21 protein-coding genes are annotated in these 17747 nt (G+C 44.5%); 16 read left to right on the top strand and 5 right to left on the bottom strand.

From position 1 onward, the window contains the following. The first annotated feature begins 288 nt into the window (after positions 1-288). From AOT13_RS00160 to AOT13_RS00140, 5 genes are all read left to right on the top strand, one after another. A complete protein-coding gene (locus AOT13_RS00160) occupies positions 289-1512 on the top strand; it encodes an NAD(P)/FAD-dependent oxidoreductase (RefSeq protein ID WP_003248324.1) in 1224 nt (407 codons plus the stop codon). A gap of 236 nt (positions 1513-1748) precedes the next feature. After that, the gene (locus tag AOT13_RS00155; RefSeq protein ID WP_003248326.1) at positions 1749-2246 is read left to right on the top strand and encodes an NUDIX domain-containing protein; all 498 of its coding nucleotides are present in this window, start codon (positions 1749-1751) and stop codon (positions 2244-2246) included. A gap of 87 nt (positions 2247-2333) precedes the next feature. Beyond that, positions 2334-2498, top strand: a complete 165-nt coding sequence (locus tag AOT13_RS20265; protein ID WP_003248328.1) for a hypothetical protein — start codon at positions 2334-2336, stop codon at positions 2496-2498. 28 nt (positions 2499-2526) lie between these two features. After that, positions 2527-2850 (top strand): YuiB family protein, encoded by a 324-nt coding sequence (locus tag AOT13_RS00145; RefSeq protein WP_013400082.1) that lies wholly within the window; start codon positions 2527-2529, stop codon positions 2848-2850. Between the two features lie 105 nt (positions 2851-2955). Beyond that, a complete protein-coding gene (locus tag AOT13_RS00140) occupies positions 2956-3660 on the top strand; it encodes a 3D domain-containing protein (RefSeq protein ID WP_003248332.1) in 705 nt (234 codons plus the stop codon). A 31-nt stretch (positions 3661-3691) separates the two neighbouring features. On the opposite strand, the gene AOT13_RS00135 is transcribed toward AOT13_RS00140, so the two are convergent. Then, positions 3692-4504, bottom strand: coding sequence for a cobalamin-binding protein (locus AOT13_RS00135; protein ID WP_003248335.1), 813 nt, complete (start codon positions 4502-4504; stop codon positions 3692-3694). Between the two features lie 202 nt (positions 4505-4706). Here AOT13_RS00135 and AOT13_RS00130 point away from each other — a divergent pair, with 202 nt between their 5' ends. The 3 genes from AOT13_RS00130 (at position 4707) to AOT13_RS00120 (ending at position 8033) form a co-directional block, all read left to right on the top strand. Next, positions 4707-6200 (top strand): leucyl aminopeptidase, encoded by a 1494-nt coding sequence (locus AOT13_RS00130; protein WP_013876312.1) that lies wholly within the window; start codon positions 4707-4709, stop codon positions 6198-6200. 196 nt (positions 6201-6396) lie between these two features. Further along, complete coding sequence (locus AOT13_RS00125; protein WP_003248339.1) at positions 6397-7017, top strand: DUF47 domain-containing protein; 621 nt, start codon at positions 6397-6399, stop codon at positions 7015-7017. Positions 7018-7034: 17 nt separating this feature from the next. Then, a complete protein-coding gene (locus AOT13_RS00120; RefSeq protein WP_003248341.1) occupies positions 7035-8033 on the top strand; it encodes an inorganic phosphate transporter in 999 nt (332 codons plus the stop codon). Between the two features lie 69 nt (positions 8034-8102). On the opposite strand, the gene AOT13_RS00115 is transcribed toward AOT13_RS00120, so the two are convergent. Together AOT13_RS00115 and AOT13_RS00110 are read right to left on the bottom strand one after the other, a co-directional pair. After that, positions 8103-8711, bottom strand: a complete 609-nt coding sequence (locus AOT13_RS00115) for a biotin transporter BioY (protein WP_013400085.1) — start codon at positions 8709-8711, stop codon at positions 8103-8105. A 252-nt stretch (positions 8712-8963) separates the two neighbouring features. Further along, positions 8964-10292, bottom strand: coding sequence for an ArsB/NhaD family transporter (locus tag AOT13_RS00110; protein WP_003248346.1), 1329 nt, complete (start codon positions 10290-10292; stop codon positions 8964-8966). A 440-nt stretch (positions 10293-10732) separates the two neighbouring features. On the opposite strand from AOT13_RS00110, the gene kapD reads away from it, so the two are divergent. From kapD to AOT13_RS00095, 3 genes are all read left to right on the top strand, one after another. Further along, entirely contained in the window at positions 10733-11311 is a 579-nt protein-coding gene (kapD, locus tag AOT13_RS00105; protein ID WP_232511584.1) for a 3'-5' exonuclease KapD, read from the top strand. Positions 11312-11399: 88 nt separating this feature from the next. Then, positions 11400-11603, top strand: a complete 204-nt coding sequence (locus tag AOT13_RS00100) for a hypothetical protein (RefSeq protein WP_003248349.1) — start codon at positions 11400-11402, stop codon at positions 11601-11603. A 72-nt stretch (positions 11604-11675) separates the two neighbouring features. Next, positions 11676-12200: a superoxide dismutase family protein gene (locus AOT13_RS00095; RefSeq protein WP_042385166.1), complete on the top strand. Its 525-nt coding sequence runs from the start codon at positions 11676-11678 to the stop codon at positions 12198-12200. A gap of 115 nt (positions 12201-12315) precedes the next feature. On the opposite strand, the gene AOT13_RS00090 is transcribed toward AOT13_RS00095, so the two are convergent. Then, on the bottom strand, positions 12316-13476 hold the full coding sequence (locus AOT13_RS00090) for a MalY/PatB family protein (RefSeq protein WP_003248353.1): 1161 nt from the start codon (positions 13474-13476) through the stop codon (positions 12316-12318). A gap of 90 nt (positions 13477-13566) precedes the next feature. On the opposite strand from AOT13_RS00090, the gene AOT13_RS00085 reads away from it, so the two are divergent. From AOT13_RS00085 to yugI, 4 genes are all read left to right on the top strand, one after another. After that, on the top strand, positions 13567-13830 hold the full coding sequence (locus tag AOT13_RS00085; RefSeq protein ID WP_041269299.1) for a DUF1871 family protein: 264 nt from the start codon (positions 13567-13569) through the stop codon (positions 13828-13830). A 114-nt stretch (positions 13831-13944) separates the two neighbouring features. After that, on the top strand, positions 13945-14445 hold the full coding sequence (locus AOT13_RS00080; protein ID WP_003248357.1) for an Lrp/AsnC family transcriptional regulator: 501 nt from the start codon (positions 13945-13947) through the stop codon (positions 14443-14445). Further along, a complete protein-coding gene (locus AOT13_RS00075) occupies positions 14442-15614 on the top strand; it encodes an aminotransferase (RefSeq protein WP_013400087.1) in 1173 nt (390 codons plus the stop codon). Before AOT13_RS00080 ends, AOT13_RS00075 begins: the two co-directional genes overlap by 4 nt. A gap of 120 nt (positions 15615-15734) precedes the next feature. Beyond that, positions 15735-16100 (top strand): S1 domain-containing post-transcriptional regulator GSP13, encoded by a 366-nt coding sequence (gene yugI / locus AOT13_RS00070; protein WP_003248361.1) that lies wholly within the window; start codon positions 15735-15737, stop codon positions 16098-16100. 37 nt (positions 16101-16137) lie between these two features. Here yugI and AOT13_RS00065 read toward each other — a convergent pair whose 3' ends face one another. Continuing rightward, positions 16138-16371 (bottom strand): DUF378 domain-containing protein, encoded by a 234-nt coding sequence (locus AOT13_RS00065; RefSeq protein WP_013400088.1) that lies wholly within the window; start codon positions 16369-16371, stop codon positions 16138-16140. Between the two features lie 153 nt (positions 16372-16524). On the opposite strand from AOT13_RS00065, the gene AOT13_RS00060 reads away from it, so the two are divergent. After that, entirely contained in the window at positions 16525-17688 is a 1164-nt protein-coding gene (locus tag AOT13_RS00060; RefSeq protein WP_003248362.1) for an iron-containing alcohol dehydrogenase, read from the top strand. Positions 17689-17747: the final 59 nt, after the last annotated feature.

Below are 17747 nucleotides of genomic sequence, written 5' to 3'. Positions count from 1 at the left end.
TCGGACGATTCCTCCCCGCAGTAAAATTGTCTCTATTATTTTTATCATACCATAAAACGCGGTTGTTATTATGATATTTTGCCGTTAAAAAATAGAAAAACGTAAAAAAAGCTTGAAAAGATTCAAAAAAAGGTCTAATATGTTTTAGTGGAAACATTGTTAATTTTTTATGACAATTGTTCGACATTTTTTTGTCAAACAACGTGAATATTTTCACAAACTTTATTCAATAAAAATGCATATAGCAGCAAAAGCTATAAAAAAATTGAAAAAATTAAAAGGGTGGAAGTGATTCAGTTGAAAAAGCCAAATGTCGTCATTTTAGGTGCTGGTTATGGCGGGTTAATGACAACTGTGCGTTTGCAAAAACTTGTCGGCATGAATGAAGCGAATATTACGCTTGTGAACAAAAACGACTACCATTATGAAACAACATGGCTTCACGAAGCGTCTGCCGGCACGCTGCATCATGACCGGGTTCGTTATCCGATAAGCGATGTGATCGATCGCAATAAGGTCAATTTTGTGAAAGACACGGTAGTCAAAATACTTCCGGATGAAAAGAAAGTGTTAATGGAAAATGGCGAGATTGCCTACGATTATTTAGTCATTGCCCTCGGATTTGAATCAGAAACATTTGGAATTAAAGGGTTAAAAGAGTACGCTTTTTCCATTTCCAACGTGAATGCGGCGCGGCAAATCCGCGAGCATATTGAATACCAATTTGCGACGTATAATACGGAAGAAGAAAAGCGGGAAGAACGTCTAACGATCGTTGTTGGCGGCGCTGGATTCACAGGCATCGAGTTTTTAGGAGAATTGGTAAACCGCCTTCCACAATTATGCCGCGAGTACGATATCGACCCGCATAAAGTCCGCGTTATTTGCGTGGAAGCGGCGCCGACAGCGCTTCCTGGCTTTGATCCGGAACTTGTTGAGTATGCGGTCGGCCAGCTGGAGCGCAAAGGAGTCGAGTTTAAAATCGGCACTGCTATTAAAGAATGCACGCCTGACGGAATTATCGTGGCAAAAGGCGATGACGTCGAGGAGATAAAAGCAGGAACGGTCGTATGGGCAGCTGGTGTGCGCGGCAGCCGTGTCGTCGATGAGTCCGGCTTTGAAGCGATGCGCGGACGCATTAAAGTAGATCCGTTCTTGCGCGTTCCTGGCCGTGAAGATATTTTTGTCGTTGGCGACTGTTCGCTGGTGATAAATGAAGAAACGAATCGCCCATATCCGCCAACGGCGCAAATTGCCATGCAAGAGGGCGAATTGTGCGCGAAAAACCTTGCGGTGTTAATCCGCCAGCAAGGAGAATTACAGCCATTCCGCCCAGATATTAAAGGAACAGTTTGTTCACTTGGCCATGATGATGCGATCGGGGTTGTGTTTGGCAAAAAATTATGGGGTGCGAAGGCAAGCTTTATGAAAAAAATGATCGACAACCGCGCTCTTTATTTGATTGGCGGGGCTTCGCTTGTCATGAAAAAAGGAAAATTTAAATTCTTTTAATCGACGGGCAAACATCGTTGTTTGCCCTTTTCCATTTTTTACTGGCATCGTCAAGATTGGGCATGCAGCATGTTTTTTCGTCCGTAAGCATGGATTATTTGGAAAACAACATCGTTTTTTGCTGTTTTCTTATTGCGCATTTCCAAGACTCTATCGGTTGCCAAAAGGTGTTGCGATCAAATTTTCCACATATTATGTTTGTGGTATAGTTAATTAAATAAAAAAGGATGGTTAACATGGATAAGAAGCGCGGCAATGTGTGGATCGCAGCGGCAGGATTAGTGGTGAATGAGGCGGATGAATGGCTTGTCGTAAAGAAAAAATACGGCGGTTTGAAAGGGAAATGGTCGCTTCCGGCGGGATTTGTACAGCCAGGGGAAACGCTTGATGAAGCAGCAATCCGGGAAATTAAAGAAGAAACGGGGATTGACGCGGAAATTGTCGGTTTTCTCGGAATGCGTACAGGCGTGATTCGCAATGAGATTAGTGACAATATGGCAATATTTTTGCTTCGCGCTGTTTCAGACGCTATTACGGTGCAAACGGAGGAATTGTTTACAGCGGCGTTTTTAAGCAAGCAAACATTGGAAAAAGATGCGCACACATCAAGGTTGTTGCGGTATTTACTGCAATCAGATCCGTTTCATTATCTTCCGTTTAACGATGGGATGAACCCGGGAGAACCATTTGGATATACAAAGTACCGGCTATATTTTAACAACGGAAAAAATTAAAGAATATCGAGAATGTTTTATATCGCGGCAGACAGAGGTGGACCTCCTTTTTTCTTTGGAAATGAAACAAAAACGGCGGGAAGCGGAATGAAACACACGGGGCAAACGGCATGCTATACTGCCAAGGAAACGGAATGTGCAGCGTTTGTCGGGCAAGGCGGAAACTTGCTATGGATGTTTAAGGAAATAAATGGAATAAAAATGAAGCGGTTTCTGAAAATTGACTCCCTTTATCTGATTCAGTACACTTAAAAAGAGTGTACTGGGAGGTGATATGGGGATGCAAATGAGCTTGCCTGTCGTGCTCATTTCCATGCTTCTATTTTTTGTTTTATTTTTCGGCATCGGCTTTTTATTAAATATGTTGTTGCGCATGACTTGGATTATGGCGGTTTTATGCCCAATTGTATTTATTTTTATTATCGATGATATTCCGTGGACGAAATATTTTACTGATCCGGTGTCTTCCTTTGTTGCACTAAAGCATAAAGTGTTATCACTGGCGCCGGCGGACATTTTAATTTTAGCTAGCGGATTTGTCGGGGCAGTTTGCGCCGGGTTCGCCATTCGCACGCTGCGTGCCAAAGGATACCAAATGTTTTAAGGCTTTCATGGAGATATGAAAGTCTTTTTTTTTGCCTCACTTTTCTCACAATGAATATTTCGATTTTTTTGTGGAGATAAATAGAAATGTGAGAGGAGTGAGGAGATGATTCTTCTTAAAAATATAGTAAGAAGAATAACAATGTCATTATTGTTCGCAATGGCGCTATTGACAACTTTTCAAGCGATTTCAGGAGTCGAAGCGAAAGTGATTGTGGACAAATTGTATGGTGTGTCGTCATTTCATACAGGCTATCACTTTTTTGACATATGGAAAGAACAGCAACATGTTGCGATAGATGCACAATGGAAGTATTACGAGGGGAGGAAAAAACCGCAAATTTCCTCGGAAAAGATAAGTCAGCCGCCCCGCCTTGAAGAAGCGATTGATTGGTCAAAATATCCATCTAAAGTTGTTGTTGCGACAGGATATACAGCAGGAGTGGAGTCGACAGGAAAAACGCCGAATCATCCGGAGTATGGGATAACATATTCTGGAGTGCGTGTGAAACGTGACTTATATTCAACGATTGCCGCGGATTTAAATGTCTTCCCAATCGGTACCATTCTTTTTATCCCTGGGTATGGATATGGGGTCGTGGCCGATAAAGGAGGGGCGATAAAAGGCAATCGCGTCGATTTATATTATGATACGGTTGAGGATGTATATAAATACTGGGGGAAAAAGACTGTGCAAGTGTATATTGTGAAAAAGGGAGATGGAGAGCTTTCCGAAGAAGAATTAAAGCAGCTGAATGAAAATGAAACGATGCAAGTGTTTAGGCAGCAATATTTGCAATCGAAAAGCTAAGGGCGGCCGCTAGCCGCCCTTTATTTCCGGGTCAATACTCCAACAATGGGTCCATGCCGTCGTCAGGCGGAAAAACGGATGGATGCAACAAGGCGGCAAGCTTTTTAAGGCCGAGCAAAAGCCGCGGGGAAGGGCGGCAATATAATGACTCCTCGAGCACGTAAATGCGTCCCGCGCGGACAGCTTCCACTTTCTCTGCATCGGGTCTTTTAAGGACGGCATCTTTATTCATCTTTTTTGTTTGCACACCAACCCAGACGAGGCAAATATGGGAAGGATTTCTCTTTACCACTTCATCCCAGTCTGATTGCACGTTGGCTTTCGCCACATCGCCGAAAATATTCATTCCTCCAGCCAGCTCGCTGATTTCACTTAACCAATTTGTTTTGCCGGGCGTAAAAATTGGTTTTGGCCACCATTCCCAATACAGTCGGGCGGGATGTTTCACATTAGCGGCAAGCTGGCGGTATGTTTCGATCAACGAGCAGTAACGGCGGGCAATGGCTTGCGCCGCTTGCTTTTTGCCAAGTGTTTCCCCGAGGCGGAGCAAGTCCTCGGCAATATCGTGCAATGAATTTGGCGCAAAAACAATATGGGGAATGTTGCGTTTTTCGAGTTCTTGCACGTTTCGTTCCATGCCTGGAACGCTTAATGAAGCGAGCACTAAGTCTGGCTTCAGCGCTTCTACTTTTTCCATGTCGATATTTAAGTCAGGGCCGACTCTCGGAAGCTTGCATATGGAGGGCGGCCAATCGGAATGGCTGTCTACGGCGATAAGGTAATCAAGCATGCCTAAATAAGCAAGCAATTCTGTATTGCTCGGACAAAGGGAAATAATCTTCATCATAGCGCACCTCCTTTCCGTTTATCATGCCGGTAATGTTTTTATTCTACATGGTTGCGCCTGTTTCCTTGCGCTGCATTTCATGGCCGCTACTTGGCGGGAGAAATTTTAAGCGATGGAGGCTGATTAGTGAGGAGGTCGAAATCGCCATTATAATTCGATATAATGGAAAAGAAAATGTATTCATAAGGAGAGATGATGCATGTTTACCATTAGCGGGCAATTATCTCTTGATACGGCACATGAGGCGCTGGTGATAGGGATTTTTGAAAAAAATAAGCCGCTGGACGGAATTGCTGCCGAGTGCGATAATCGCCTTCACGGGCAAATATCGGTCTTGTTGAAAGAAGGGGATATTTCCGCCAAGAACAAGCAAATTTCCAAAGTACATACTTTAAAGCAAGCAGGGGTTAAGCGCCTTTTTTTTGTCGGGTTGGGAAAAGAAGAAAAATTGACGTTTGATTTATTGCGTGAAGCGTTTGGCAAGCTGTTTAAAACGATAAAACAAGCGAAATTAACCGAAGTAGCGGTCGCCTTGGATACGTTCACCACGAAAAATGTCGATGCGCTCGATGCGGCGCATGCATTAGCGGAAGCATATTATCTTGCAACATACGAATTTCCTGGCTACAAGCAAAAAAAGAATGAGAGGGAAAAACACATCAACTCGATTACGGTTTACACCGAAGCGGACCAAGCGGAAATTAAAGCGAGTGTGTTTGTCGGCTCTGTATACGGTAAGGCGACGAATTCCGCGCGCACATTAGTCAATACGCCAAGCAATTTGCTAACAGCGGCAGATTTAGCGGATTATGCGGTACGATTAGCGGGCAAATACGGATTCGAGCACGAAATTCTTGAAAAAGAAGAAATGGAAAAGCTGGGGATGGGCGCGCTGCTTGCGGTGAACCAAGGCTCGAAAAATCCGCCAAAAATGATCGTTCTCAAATACCAAGGAAAAGAAACATGGGAAAATGTGATCGGGCTTGTCGGAAAAGGGGTAACGTTTGATACTGGTGGCTACTCTCTAAAACCGCGCGAAAGCATGATCGATATGAAAACCGATATGGCCGGCGCCGCGGCGGTGCTTGGAGCGATGGAAATCATCGGGGAGCTTCGCCCGGAACAAAATGTTGTCGCGGTCATTCCGGCTACGGACAACATGATCAGCGGTGAAGCGTTTAAACCAGATGATGTGATTACATCGATGAGCGGAAAAACGATTGAAATAAGAAATACAGATGCGGAAGGCCGTTTAATTTTGGCGGACGCGATTACGTACGCGAAACATCACGGGGCGGATTATTTGATTGATGTCGCGACACTGACGGGCGGTGTCATTGTCGCGCTTGGCGTTCATACGACAGGTGCGATGACCAATAACGAAGCGTTGTTTGAGCAATTATTGGAAGCTTCTGCGGAAACGGGGGAGTTCATTTGGCGCTTGCCAATTACGGAAAAAGACAAGGAACGTGTGCGCAGCAGCAAAATTGCGGATCTTAACAATTCTCCGGGACGGGAAGGACACGCAATTATGGGCGGCGCGTTTCTCGGAGAATTCGCGGAAGATACGCCATGGGTGCATCTTGATATCGCCGGGACGTCTGTCACTTCGAAAGAACATGACCTCGGGCCGTCCGGCGCGACGGGGGTAATGGTTCGCACGCTTGCAACGCTGGTGGAGCGGTTTGAATAACGCGGAAGACGAAGCAAGGAAACTTGCTTCGTTTTTTTGAGCGGCATAACACTATTTTTGATAGAAATGTGTATAAAATGTTAAGGTAATGTAAAATTTGTGTAAATTTTTTTGTCGAACATTGTAAATTCAATGTTTATTGCTAAAATAAAACACAGTGGCTTAATTTCCATACGTTATAATGGAGGTCTTTCGTATGATTTTTTCACCGAAAAAAGATGTCTTTTTTGATTTATTGTTTACGATTTCCGAAAATGTGAAGGAAGCGGCGCAATATTTCGTCGAGTATAAAATTAACAATATTAGCGATTTAAAAGAATTTGCGCGTGTGATGAAAGAATACGAACGCAAAGGAGACTCGTACATTCATGAACTTGTTGTCGAATTAAACAAAACGTTTATAACGCCGATTGAGCGTGAAGACATTCACCAATTGGCAATGAAAATGGATGATGTATTAGACGGACTTGAACAATGTTCCGCTCGTTTCGAAATGTTTTCTTTTACGGAAATTGATGATCATATGGTGAAATTTTTTGACAATATTTATCAAAGCACGATTGAAATCGCGGACGCTCTCAAACTGTTGTCGCAGAAAAAGCTTCTCGATATGCGGACACATGCCATAAAGATTAAGGATTATGAGACAAAATGCGATGAAATTTTGCGGGCTTCGATCAAAAATTTATTCGTAGACCAAAAAGACCCGATTAAAATCATTCAATATAAAGAACTATATGAAATGCTTGAAGAAATCGCCGATAGCTGTGAGGATGTGGCAAATACGATTGAAACGATCATCATGAGAAATGCATAAAAGGAGACAGCGCTTTTATGGATACAGTATTTTTACTTACGGTTCTTATTGTCGTTTTTGCATTGGCGTTTGATTTTATTAACGGGTTTCATGATACCGCCAATGCCATTGCAACATCTGTCTCAACGCGAGCATTGTCGCCGCGGAAAGCGATTGTTTTAGCGGCAACCATGAACTTTATTGGCGCATTGACGTTTACTGGCGTTGCGAAAACGATCACGAAAGACATTGTCGACCCATTCGCGCTTGAGAACGGTTCGGTTGTCATTTTAGCGGCATTGACGGCGGCGATTGCATGGAATTTAATTACGTGGTATTACGGAATCCCGAGCAGTTCTTCGCATGCGTTGATCGGTTCGATTGCGGGCGCCGCTGTTTCGGCGGCGGGATTTGATGTTTTGCATTATCAAGGCTTTTTAAAAATTTTAGAATCCCTTATTATCTCGCCGTTTCTCGCTTTAGCAGTCGGGTTTGTCATCATGAGCTTGTTTCGTGCCATTTTTAAAAACGCCAACTTGACGCGGACAACGAAAGGGTTCCGCATGTTTCAAGTCATCACCGCTGCTTTTCAAGCGTATACGCACGGAACCAACGATGCGCAAAAGACGATGGGAATTATCACGATGGCGCTTATTGCTGCGAATTATCATACATCAAGTGAAGTGCCAGAATGGGTGCGAATTTCTGCTGCCATTGCGATGGGATTGGGCACATCTGTTGGCGGATGGAAAATTATAAAAACCGTTGGCGGCAAAATTATGAAAATACGTCCTGTTAACGGGGCGGCTGCCGATTTATCATCGGCACTCGTCATTTTCTCCGCCACTCTCCTTCATTTGCCGGTCAGCACGACTCATGTTATCTCTTCATCGATTATGGGAGTCGGAGCGGCACAGCGCGTTAAAGGCGTCAAATGGGGTGTGGCGCAGCGCATTGTGTTAACATGGATTATTACATTGCCGGTTTCTGCACTTATTGCTGGATTTGTCTATCAAATTTTTAAATTATTTTTTTGAGTAAAAAACGTGCATGGATTTCGCATGCACGTTTTTTTATTGGTGAAAAGCTTTCATGGGGGCGCTATTCTATGCCACATGTTGGCGGTATGAAGCGGATTTACGGATGGACATATAAATTCGTGGTGAGATGATCCCGGCAATTACGGATAAAATAATATCTTTTGGAAGCGGAACGATCATCCAGCTCCATGCCAAAGCATACGAAAACCCTTTAGGAGCTTCCGCCCAAAGTTTATAGGCGATATACATCCAGTTGGTGCCGATCAAGTAGTTAATTGCCATACCAGCGACCGTCGCAGCAATAAACCGGACAACGGACGGATTCCCGTTTCCTCGTTCAATAATCCAGCCTGTCACGTAAGCAGCCAAAATAAACGATAGGATAAATCCGAATGTCGGGCGGACAATAGTGCCGAATCCGCCGCTAAACTGGGCAAACACCGGAGCGCCGAATAGACCGATTAACATATAAACGGTCATTGCTGTCGCTCCTAATTTGCGCCCTAAAATCGCGCCGGCAAGCACGCAAAAGAACGTTTGCAACGTAATTGGAACACCGCCGATGACAAGAAATGGCGCCCATGACGTAATATTTGCCCCAATTGCCATTAATGCCGCAAACATGCCGACTAATGTCATGTCAAGTGCCCGCCATTTCCGCTGTGTTTCTCCCATATGTAAACCCCCTTAAATTTTATAGTTAACAAAAATAATCGTAACGAACAATTTTTGAGATGTCAACGATAATTTTTGGCACCATATATTGCAAAAAGGAGTGAAAGCAAATGAATGCAGCGGTGAAAAGCGGAAGAACAAGAATAAGTACGGGGCGGGCAAAAGCTTATTTTCCGGTGGCGTAAGCCGGCTGAAGCGAAGCGGATGTTGAAATAATGATAATGAAAAAGAACAGGAAAAAATCCTGTTCTTCTACATTAAATAACGGACAAACAAATAGATGTGAGAAAGCAAAAGCGCGATGAATGTTAACGGAGCGCCGATTTTTAAAAAGTCCATATAGCTGAATCCGTGCCCTTCACGCGAAGCGATGCCGGCGACAATCACATTTGCTGAAGCGCCGATTAACGTGCCGTTTCCCCCTAAACATGCGCCTAATGATAATGCCCACCACAATACTTCCATTTGTGCGGAATCCGGCGATAATCCCATTCCGGCAGCCATGTCTTTAATCAGCGGAATCATCGTGGCGACAAACGGGATATTATCAATTGTTGCTGAAGCAAGCCCCGATACCCAAAGGATGAAATAGGCAGCGGCAGAAATATCGCCCCCGGTGACTTCCAACACTTTTTCCGCCAAGCTTTTGATAAATCCGATATCGACGAGTCCGCCAACTAATGTAAAGAGGCCGGCGAAAAAAAAGATCGTTACCCATTCGACAGAGGCAAATACGTCTTCGATTTCATGTTCTTGCACGCCAATTAGCATTAATATGATCGCGCCTGTCATTGCGATGACAGCGGCATCGACATGAATGACGGAATGAAGGAGAAAACCTAAAATCGTCAAAAATAACACGGATACAGATTTTTTTAACAATGCCGCATCTTTAATATATTCTGCTTCGTTCACATTCATCAATTTGTTCACAAGGTGATCGTCTGTTTTTAGTTGCCGGCGGTATATAAAAACAAGAATGGATACCGTAACGATCATAATAATGAGTACAATCGGCGTTAAATTAAACAAAAACGCGTTGAAGTCGAGATGTTTGTTTGCCGATCCGATCATAATATTTGGCGGGTCGCCGATCAATGTTGCCGTTCCGCCAATGTTGGAAAACAACACTTCCGAGATTAAATAAGGAACCGGGTTAACTTGCAACATGCGTGTGATGGAAAATGTCACAGGAACAATCAACAATACCGTCGTGACATTGTCAAGAAAGGCCGATAAAGCGCCCGTCAACAGCGACAGCATCACTAAAATGCGCAACGGCCGTCCTTTCGCCAATTTCGCCGCTTTAATTGCCACGTATTGAAAAAAACCGGATTTGCTTGTAATGCCGACGAGAATCATCATTCCTATCAAAAGGGTTATCGTTCCCCATTCAATATGTTGAGTAAACGCGTTATGCAAATCAACGATGCCGAACATAATCATCAATGCGGCACCGAGCATGGCAATGACAGCCCGGTTGATTTTTTCCGAAATGATGATGGCGTACGTGATAAGAAAAATGGCGATCGCCGCATAATATTGCAAGCTGGAAATTTCGGCTGCTGCTGAGTCATGCATGATAAATGCTCCTTTCTTAAAAATTAACGTGGCATATCGATAGCATTGCCGCATGATGGGCATGTCCAAGCTGGGCGTTCTTGAAGGTTGCGCAAGTAAAAGGAAAAGGCACAATGCGGGCATGTTATTTCCGTCACGCGGTCCATCAATAATCGCCAATCGCTTTACGAACTAACAGCCGCTCTTATAACAACGTCCGCTAGGGGACTCTTAACAGATGTGTCAATCGCTAGCTGCAGCATTACGCGTTCATTATAACATATTTATGCAACATTCAGACTCCCGCCCTTTTTTTATATTTTCTGAAAAGGAAAATAAAATGTCGTTTTTCCGTGATATAATAATAGTAATAAAAAATTATGCGTGACTATGAAAAGAAAGGAGGGAAAAAGGAGGTGACAGCGACATCACAATACTTGTTCCTTGATTTTGAATTTACGATGCCGGAAACAAAAATGGAGCCAAAAGGATTTTTTCCGGAAATTATTGAAGTCGGGCTTGTTGTGGTTGTCAATGATGAAATATGCGACCAGTTTTCCTCTTATGTGAAACCGACGCGCTTTCCAGTGCTTACGAACCGGTGCAAATCGTTTTTAAATATTACCCAAGAACAAATCAATCAAGGAATGAGCTTTCACGAACTAGTCGCATTATTGTGCAAGTACGATCGTTCGTGCCCAAGCACGGTGGTTACGTGGGGAAGCATGGACATGAAAGTGTTAAAGGAAAATTGCAAGGCCGCTAATCTGCCGTTTCCTTTTACGGGAGAGCACCGCGATCTGGCGATGGAATATAAATTGTTTTTTGGAAACAAAAATCATACAGGATTGCGAAAGGCGATACAAGAATATGGAAATGAAGGAGTAGGAAAAGCGCATTGTGCTTTGGACGATGCTTTTACCACTTATAATATTTTCCGGCTGGTAGAAAACGATAAAAAATATTTAATGAAAACAAAACCGCCGACGATTGGAGAACGAATCGATTTAACGCAGCTAAGAAAAAAATTTGCGTTATGAAGCTTCGATATTGCTTTGCGGGCGGCTTCCCTGCTTGTTATGGTATAATAGCTGATATAACATTTTATGTGTGAAAGGTTGTTGGGTGATGGCGGTTTCGTATATATTAAGTTTCATGCTATATTTTCCTGAAGATAAACGCGAGTATATTCCTGCAGCAGTCACATGCATGATTTTTCTTATAGCAGCTATTTTAACAACACGGCTCATTATAAAAATTTCGCGATATCAGGAAGAAAAGGCAAAGCGGCTGGAAGAACAGCTAATAAGAGATAACAAGAATCAAGAATAATGAAAAATAATCGTTTAATCGCGGTTCCCTTTGGCAATACTAAATATTAAAAAGTGTTGCTGGAGGGGTTTTGTGTTTCAAAAGGCAGGTTTGTTATTCGCGGCCGCCATTTTATTTGCCGTCGGCTGCCAAAAGGAAAATGTGACGAATTTAGAAGTTAACATGATAAATAGCGCCGGTGATTCCATCGGCACGGTGAAGCTAACCGAACAAGCGAAAGGGATGAAATTGAAGCTGGATTTGGAAGGGCTTCCGCCTGGTGAACACGCGATTCATATTCACGAAAAAGGAGTTTGCACAAAACCGGATTTTCAATCGGCTGGAAACCACTACAATCCAGACGGAAAAAAACATGGATTGCTTCATCCAGAAGGAGCGCATGCTGGCGACTTGCCTAATATTATCGTAAAAGAGGACGGGACAGTTAACACGGAATTGACCGCGCCAAATGTGACGCTGAAAGAAGGAAAAAAAGGGACGTTGTTAACTAAAGATGGGACGGCGATTGTCATCCACGCCGGAAAAGATGATGGGATGACGCAGCCGGCTGGAGATGCTGGGGAACGAATTGCATGTGGAGAAATAAAAAATAGATGAAGCAGAAAAGGCTCTGACCTATAAGGAAAGAGCCTTTCGAATTGTGATCCGGAGCATTCCATAGCAAAAGACGCGGCTGCCTTCAAAACAAGCGGCAATCCGGCGATTTGGCAAACTATTGAAGCGCTGCGGTGAGGCGGTGAAGCGCGTCTTCAAGCGTTTTTTGCGGGCAAGCGATATTGATGCGGATAAATCCCCTTCCTTCTTCGCCAAATTTGCTTCCAAATTCTACGGCGATCTTCCCTTTTTCTAAAAGAAGCTGCTTGAGCTGCCGTTCTGTTTTGCCAAGCGGCCGGCAATCGACCCAAACGAGATAAGTTGCTTCGGGACGGATGACGCGGAGTTTTGGCAAGTTCGTTTCGATATAAGAACAGAGGCGATTGATATTTTTCTGCAAATATGGCAAGAGCGCATCGAGCCATTCCCCGCCGTGCTGATAGGCTGCTTCCGCGCCGGCAACCGCGAAGGTGTTCAGCGTTAAAATGCCTTGCCGCTGCTGTACGTTGTTAAATTGCCGTTTTAACGTTTCGTTCGGAATAATCGCGGCGGCTGCTTGCAGCCCGGCGAGGTTGAACGTTTTCGTCGGCGCAATGCATGTGACGCTTTTTTCGGCGAATGCCGGATCAATGGAAGCGAACGGAACGTGTTGGTATGGCGGCAACGTAAGATCTGCGTGAATTTCATCGGAAATGACGATCACGCCATGTTCCACACATAATTCCCCTATTTTTATCAATTCCTCTTTTGTCCAGACACGACCTCCAGGATTATGCGGGCTGCATAGCACCAATAATTTCGCTCCGCGAATTTTTTCTTCGAAATCGTCCCAATCAATTTCATACTGGGTTTCCGCGAGGCGGAGCGAGCTTGTGACAAGCGTGCGGCGATGTTTTTTAACAAGCTGGAATAGCGGCGGATATACCGGCGTTAAGACGACGATGCGGTCCTCTTCGTTTGTAAACGCCTCGATGGCCGTGGCAATCGCCGGTATTACGCCGGTGGAAAATGAAAGCCATGATGTTTCGATTTCCCATTGATGCCGCGATTGGAGCCAATGTTTGACGGCGTTTTTTAAAGAATCGGGAATGATCGTATATCCGAAAATGCCGTGCTCGACTCGTTTGTTTAACGCCTCGATGACGGCAGGAGGTGCTGGAAAATCCATGTCCGCTACCCACATCGGCAGCACATCTTTCACGCCGAAAATGCGCTCGGTGGCATCCCATTTCAAGGAATGAGTGTTGCGGCGATCGATGACATCATCAAATGAATACATGAATGCATCCTCTCCCTTCTTTTTTTATGAATTATCGCTTATAATTTTTGTATGTTCCACATTTTTGCTTGGGAAGGTGATAGCCAAACGATGGACGCGCAGCAAGTGAATTGGCAGCTGCTTCATGCGATTCGGGCATGGGATCCGTTCGGCTACGGGAATGACGCTTATGAAACGGAAGCGGTTGATGTTTTGCAGGCAGTGCATGACTGCGATGAGCCGACAACGCTTGCCGGAAAAATACAAGCCATTTATGAATTCTCGTTTGAAAGGAAGATTCCTTTGAATGAATGTATAAAAATGGCAAAATCGCTTTTGGCAATGAAACAAGCTGCCGCATGTTCTCTTCCGTAGCGCGCATTGCATCACGTGAAGCAGCATTCGTTTCATCCGAATTTTTGTTGCAGCTTCGTTTCTTTGTTGTTTTTTGGCGCAAACTGATATGGACGATGAAGGGGATGAGAAAAAATGAAACTGACCGAGAAAGAAATAGAAATTATCGAAATATTGGAAAAAGATGCGCGCATTCCGACTGAAACGTTGGCAAAAATGGTGTCACTATCTGTTGATGAGACGGAAGCGATTTTGAAAAAACTTGAGGAAACAAAAGTGATCGTGCAATATACGGCGCTTGTCGATTGGCGAAAAGTGGATGGGCATGAAGGTGTTACCGCGATGATTGATGTGAAAGTGACGCCGAAGCGGGGAGTTGGATTTGACGAAGTGGCGGAGCGCATTTATCGCTTTCCAGAAGTAAAATCGGTTTATTTAATGTCAGGAGCGTATGATTTATCTGTTGTGATTGAAGGGCGCTCGATGTCAGAGATAGCAAATTTCGTTTCCGAAAAGTTATCGACGTTAGATTCTGTCATTTCCACGACAACCCACTTCATTTTGAAAAAATATAAACACGATGGTACGGTATTTGATCAAGGAGATCAAGATCATCGTATCGTGATGGCGCCATGATGCAGCAAACGAAAAAATCGTATGTGTCGGAAACGGTTGCTCGTCTGAAGCCATCGGGAATACGGCGTTTTTTTGACCTTGCTTCCAGCATGGAAGGAGTAGTTTCCCTCGGCGTGGGCGAGCCGGATTTTGTGACATCATGGAGCATACGGGAAGCGTCTATTTTATCGCTCGAGCAAGGATATACATCATATACGGCAAATGCCGGCCTTTTGGAGCTTCGCCAAGAAATCGCCGCATATTTGGCGCGCAAGTTTCATGTGGAATACGATCCCGAAGCAGAAATTCTTGTCACGGTCGGTGCAAGCCAAGCCATTGATTTAGCGCTGCGGGCGACGGTGAATCCTGGGGATGAAGTCATTGTTGTCGAGCCTAGCTTTGTTTCTTACGGACCGCTTGTTACGCTGGCGGGTGGAGTGCCGGTTCCGGTTGGAACAACCGGAGAAGATCATTTTAAGCTTCGTCCGGATCAAATCGAGCGGGTAATTACTGATCGCACAAAAGCGCTGATCGTTTGTTCCCCGAACAATCCGACAGGCACCGTGCTTCATAAAGAAGATTTGGAAGCTATCGCGCAGATTGTGAAAAAGCATGATTTGCTTGTCATTTCTGATGAGATTTACGCCGAGCTGACGTATGACGAGCCGTACATAAGCTTTGCGGCAGTTGACGGGATGCGGGAGCGGACCATTTTGGTTTCTGGTTTTTCGAAAGGGTTTGCAATGACCGGCTGGCGGCTCGGATTCACCGCGGCGCCTGCGGAAATTTTGCAGGCGATGCTTAAAATTCATCAGTATGCGATCATGTGCGCGCCGACAATGGCGCAATACGCCGCGATTGAAGCGTTAAGAAACGGCGAACAAGATGTGGAATATATGAAAAAAAGCTATCGGCGCCGCCGCAATTATTTTGTCCAGTCATTAAATGAAATCGGGCTCAGCTGCCATATGCCCGGCGGAGCATTTTACGCTTTTCCGTCGATTCGGGCGACGGGGCTGACATCGGAACAATTTGCGGAAAAGCTGTTATTGGAAGAAAAAGTGGCGGTGGTTCCTGGGAGCGTGTTTGGCGCAGGAGGGGAAGGATATATTCGCTGCTCCTACGCTTCCTCCATGGAACAACTGCAAGAAGCGATCAAGCGGATCAAACGCTTTTTAGAGCGGTTGTAACGGTCCTGTTCTGCTATCACAGCCGCTGCGATAGCAGAACAGCTATTTTTTTGATTGGCCAAAAAAATTATGTTATAATATTATGACACATATTCAATTTGGAATATAGGAGTGTTTTGGTTGTCCAACATCGAAGTGGGAAGTATCGTGAAAGGAAAAGTCACTGGCATTCAGCCATACGGCGTTTTTGTTGAATTAGACAGGGAAACGCAAGGGCTTGTCCACATTTCAGAAATTTCTCATGGATTTGTTAAAAATATTAAAGATTACGTGAATGTCGGTGACGAAATAACCGTGAAAGTGCTGTCCATCGACCCGCACACCAAACGGGCGAGCCTGTCGATGAGGGCGGTGGAAGAAGGACAAAGAAACATGAGAAAACGGCATGTAAAGGTGAAAATGTCGTTAAACCCGGGTTTTCATACATTGAAGGAAAAGCTTCAAGAATGGATTGAGCAATCGAAAAAAGAAGACTTATCAAAGTAAAACACCCACCATTGCCAAGGTGAGTGTTTTGCTTTATTTATGTTCGGGAAGCTTTTGGTTCTGTGCGTCCCAATTCTTCTGCTGGTTTAAAAAGAAGTGCGAGGTTAATAAGTCCGGCAATGCCAACAAGCCCATAAATAATGCGGGACAACACGGAATCTTGACCGCCGAATATAGCGGCTACCAAATCAAATTGAAAGAAACCGATTAATCCCCAGTTGATAGCGCCGATAATCGTAAGCAATAGCGCAATGCGCTGAAGTGCATTCATCTGTAAATTCCTCCTTAAACCTTTTTCAGTTATTTGTTTATAGAATGCATAATGCTTACTGAAAATATACATAAGTTTGTGAAAAAAGAGTTAATTGCTTTACAGGCGAAACAAGTGGCAGCCATAATAGAAGAAAAGGAGGAGTTGATTTATATGGAAAATTTTTCTTTTCAAAATCCGACTAAATTAATTTTTGGGAAAGGGCAAATTGAACAGCTGAAGGAGGAAATCCCCCGTTACGGGAAAAAAATCCTTCTCGTTTATGGCGGCGGCAGTATTAAACGGAACGGCTTGTATGATGAAGTAATGAACTTATTGAATGAATTAAAGGTGGAAGTAACAGAACTTCCTGGCGTGGAGCCAAATCCGCGCTTGTCCACTGTGCGGAAAGGCGTGGAAATTTGCAAAACGGAAGGAATTGAGTTTTTGCTCGCGGTTGGCGGCGGCAGTGTCATTGATTGCACGAAGGCGATCGCGGCGGGTGCGAAATATGATGGCGATCCGTGGGATTTCATCACAAAGAAAGTGAAAGTTTTCGAAGCGCTTCCGTTTGGGACAGTGTTAACGCTTGCGGCAACCGGATCAGAAATGAACGCCGGTTCGGTGATTACAAACTGGGAGACGAAAGAAAAATATGGCTGGAACAGTCCGGCGACGTTCCCGCAATTTTCGATTCTCGATCCTACCTATACGCTCACAGTTCCGCGGGATCATACGGTTTATGGAATCGTCGATATGATGTCCCATGTGTTTGAACAATATTTCCATCATACGGCGAATACCCCGCTGCAAGACCGGATGTGTGAGGCGGTATTGCGCACGGTCATGGAAGCGGCGCCAAAACTAGTTAATGATTTGCAAAACTATGAGCTGCGGGAAACGATTTTATATTGCGGCACTATCGCTCTCAACGGCTTGTTGCAAATGGGGCTCCGCGGCGACTGGGCGACGCATAACATCGAGCATGCGGTGTCAGCGGTTTATGATATTCCGCACGCCGGAGGGCTGGCGATTTTATTCCCGAACTGGATGAAGCATGTGCTTGATGAAAATGTCAGCCGGTTTGCCCAATTAGCTGTTCGCGTTTTTGACGTGAATCCTGAAGGGAAAGCGGAACGGGACGTAGCGTTAGAAGGAATTGAAAAATTGCGCGAATTTTGGTCAAGCATTGGGGCGCCGTCACGGCTTGCCGATTACGGAATCGGCGAAGAAAGTTTAGAATTAATCGCTGACAAAGCAATGGCGAACGGCGAATTTGGCAAGTTCAAAAAGTTAAACCGCGACGATGTGCTGGCGATTTTGCGCGCATCGTTATAATATTAAAAGAAGCGGCGATGGCTGCTTCTTTTTAACTATTGACAGTCATGAAATGTTCA

It is taken from the genome of Parageobacillus thermoglucosidasius, from assembly GCF_001295365.1.
Taxonomy (GTDB): domain Bacteria; phylum Bacillota; class Bacilli; order Bacillales; family Anoxybacillaceae; genus Parageobacillus; species Parageobacillus thermoglucosidasius.
The sequence above is the reverse complement of the archived record's forward strand: the minus strand, read 5'-3'. Positions and strand labels throughout refer to the sequence as shown.

Excerpts from the sequence above, each read along its gene's own strand:
- AOT13_RS00090 (WP_003248353.1), bottom strand. The coding sequence starts at position 13,476 with ATGTATTCATTTGATGATGTCATCGATCGCCGCAACACTCATTCCTTG.
- AOT13_RS00100 (WP_003248349.1), top strand. The coding sequence starts at position 11,400 with ATGGCGGTTTCGTATATATTAAGTTTCATGCTATATTTTCCTGAAGAT.
- AOT13_RS00120 (WP_003248341.1), top strand. The coding sequence starts at position 7,035 with ATGGATACAGTATTTTTACTTACGGTTCTTATTGTCGTTTTTGCATTG.
- AOT13_RS00065 (WP_013400088.1), bottom strand. The coding sequence starts at position 16,371 with ATGAATGCACTTCAGCGCATTGCGCTATTGCTTACGATTATCGGCGCT.
- AOT13_RS00135 (WP_003248335.1), bottom strand. The coding sequence starts at position 4,504 with ATGAAGATTATTTCCCTTTGTCCGAGCAATACAGAATTGCTTGCTTAT.
- AOT13_RS00145 (WP_013400082.1), top strand. The coding sequence starts at position 2,527 with ATGCAAATGAGCTTGCCTGTCGTGCTCATTTCCATGCTTCTATTTTTT.
- AOT13_RS00080 (WP_003248357.1), top strand. The coding sequence starts at position 13,945 with ATGAAACTGACCGAGAAAGAAATAGAAATTATCGAAATATTGGAAAAA.
- AOT13_RS00155 (WP_003248326.1), top strand. The coding sequence starts at position 1,749 with ATGGATAAGAAGCGCGGCAATGTGTGGATCGCAGCGGCAGGATTAGTG.
- kapD (WP_232511584.1), top strand. The coding sequence starts at position 10,733 with ATGCCGGAAACAAAAATGGAGCCAAAAGGATTTTTTCCGGAAATTATT.
- AOT13_RS00130 (WP_013876312.1), top strand. The coding sequence starts at position 4,707 with ATGTTTACCATTAGCGGGCAATTATCTCTTGATACGGCACATGAGGCG.
- AOT13_RS00060 (WP_003248362.1), top strand. The coding sequence starts at position 16,525 with ATGGAAAATTTTTCTTTTCAAAATCCGACTAAATTAATTTTTGGGAAA.
- AOT13_RS00075 (WP_013400087.1), top strand. The coding sequence starts at position 14,442 with ATGATGCAGCAAACGAAAAAATCGTATGTGTCGGAAACGGTTGCTCGT.
- AOT13_RS20265 (WP_003248328.1), top strand. The coding sequence starts at position 2,334 with ATGAAACACACGGGGCAAACGGCATGCTATACTGCCAAGGAAACGGAA.
- AOT13_RS00140 (WP_003248332.1), top strand. The coding sequence starts at position 2,956 with ATGATTCTTCTTAAAAATATAGTAAGAAGAATAACAATGTCATTATTG.
- AOT13_RS00110 (WP_003248346.1), bottom strand. The coding sequence starts at position 10,292 with ATGCATGACTCAGCAGCAGCCGAAATTTCCAGCTTGCAATATTATGCG.
- AOT13_RS00115 (WP_013400085.1), bottom strand. The coding sequence starts at position 8,711 with ATGGGAGAAACACAGCGGAAATGGCGGGCACTTGACATGACATTAGTC.
- AOT13_RS00085 (WP_041269299.1), top strand. The coding sequence starts at position 13,567 with ATGGACGCGCAGCAAGTGAATTGGCAGCTGCTTCATGCGATTCGGGCA.
- AOT13_RS00125 (WP_003248339.1), top strand. The coding sequence starts at position 6,397 with ATGATTTTTTCACCGAAAAAAGATGTCTTTTTTGATTTATTGTTTACG.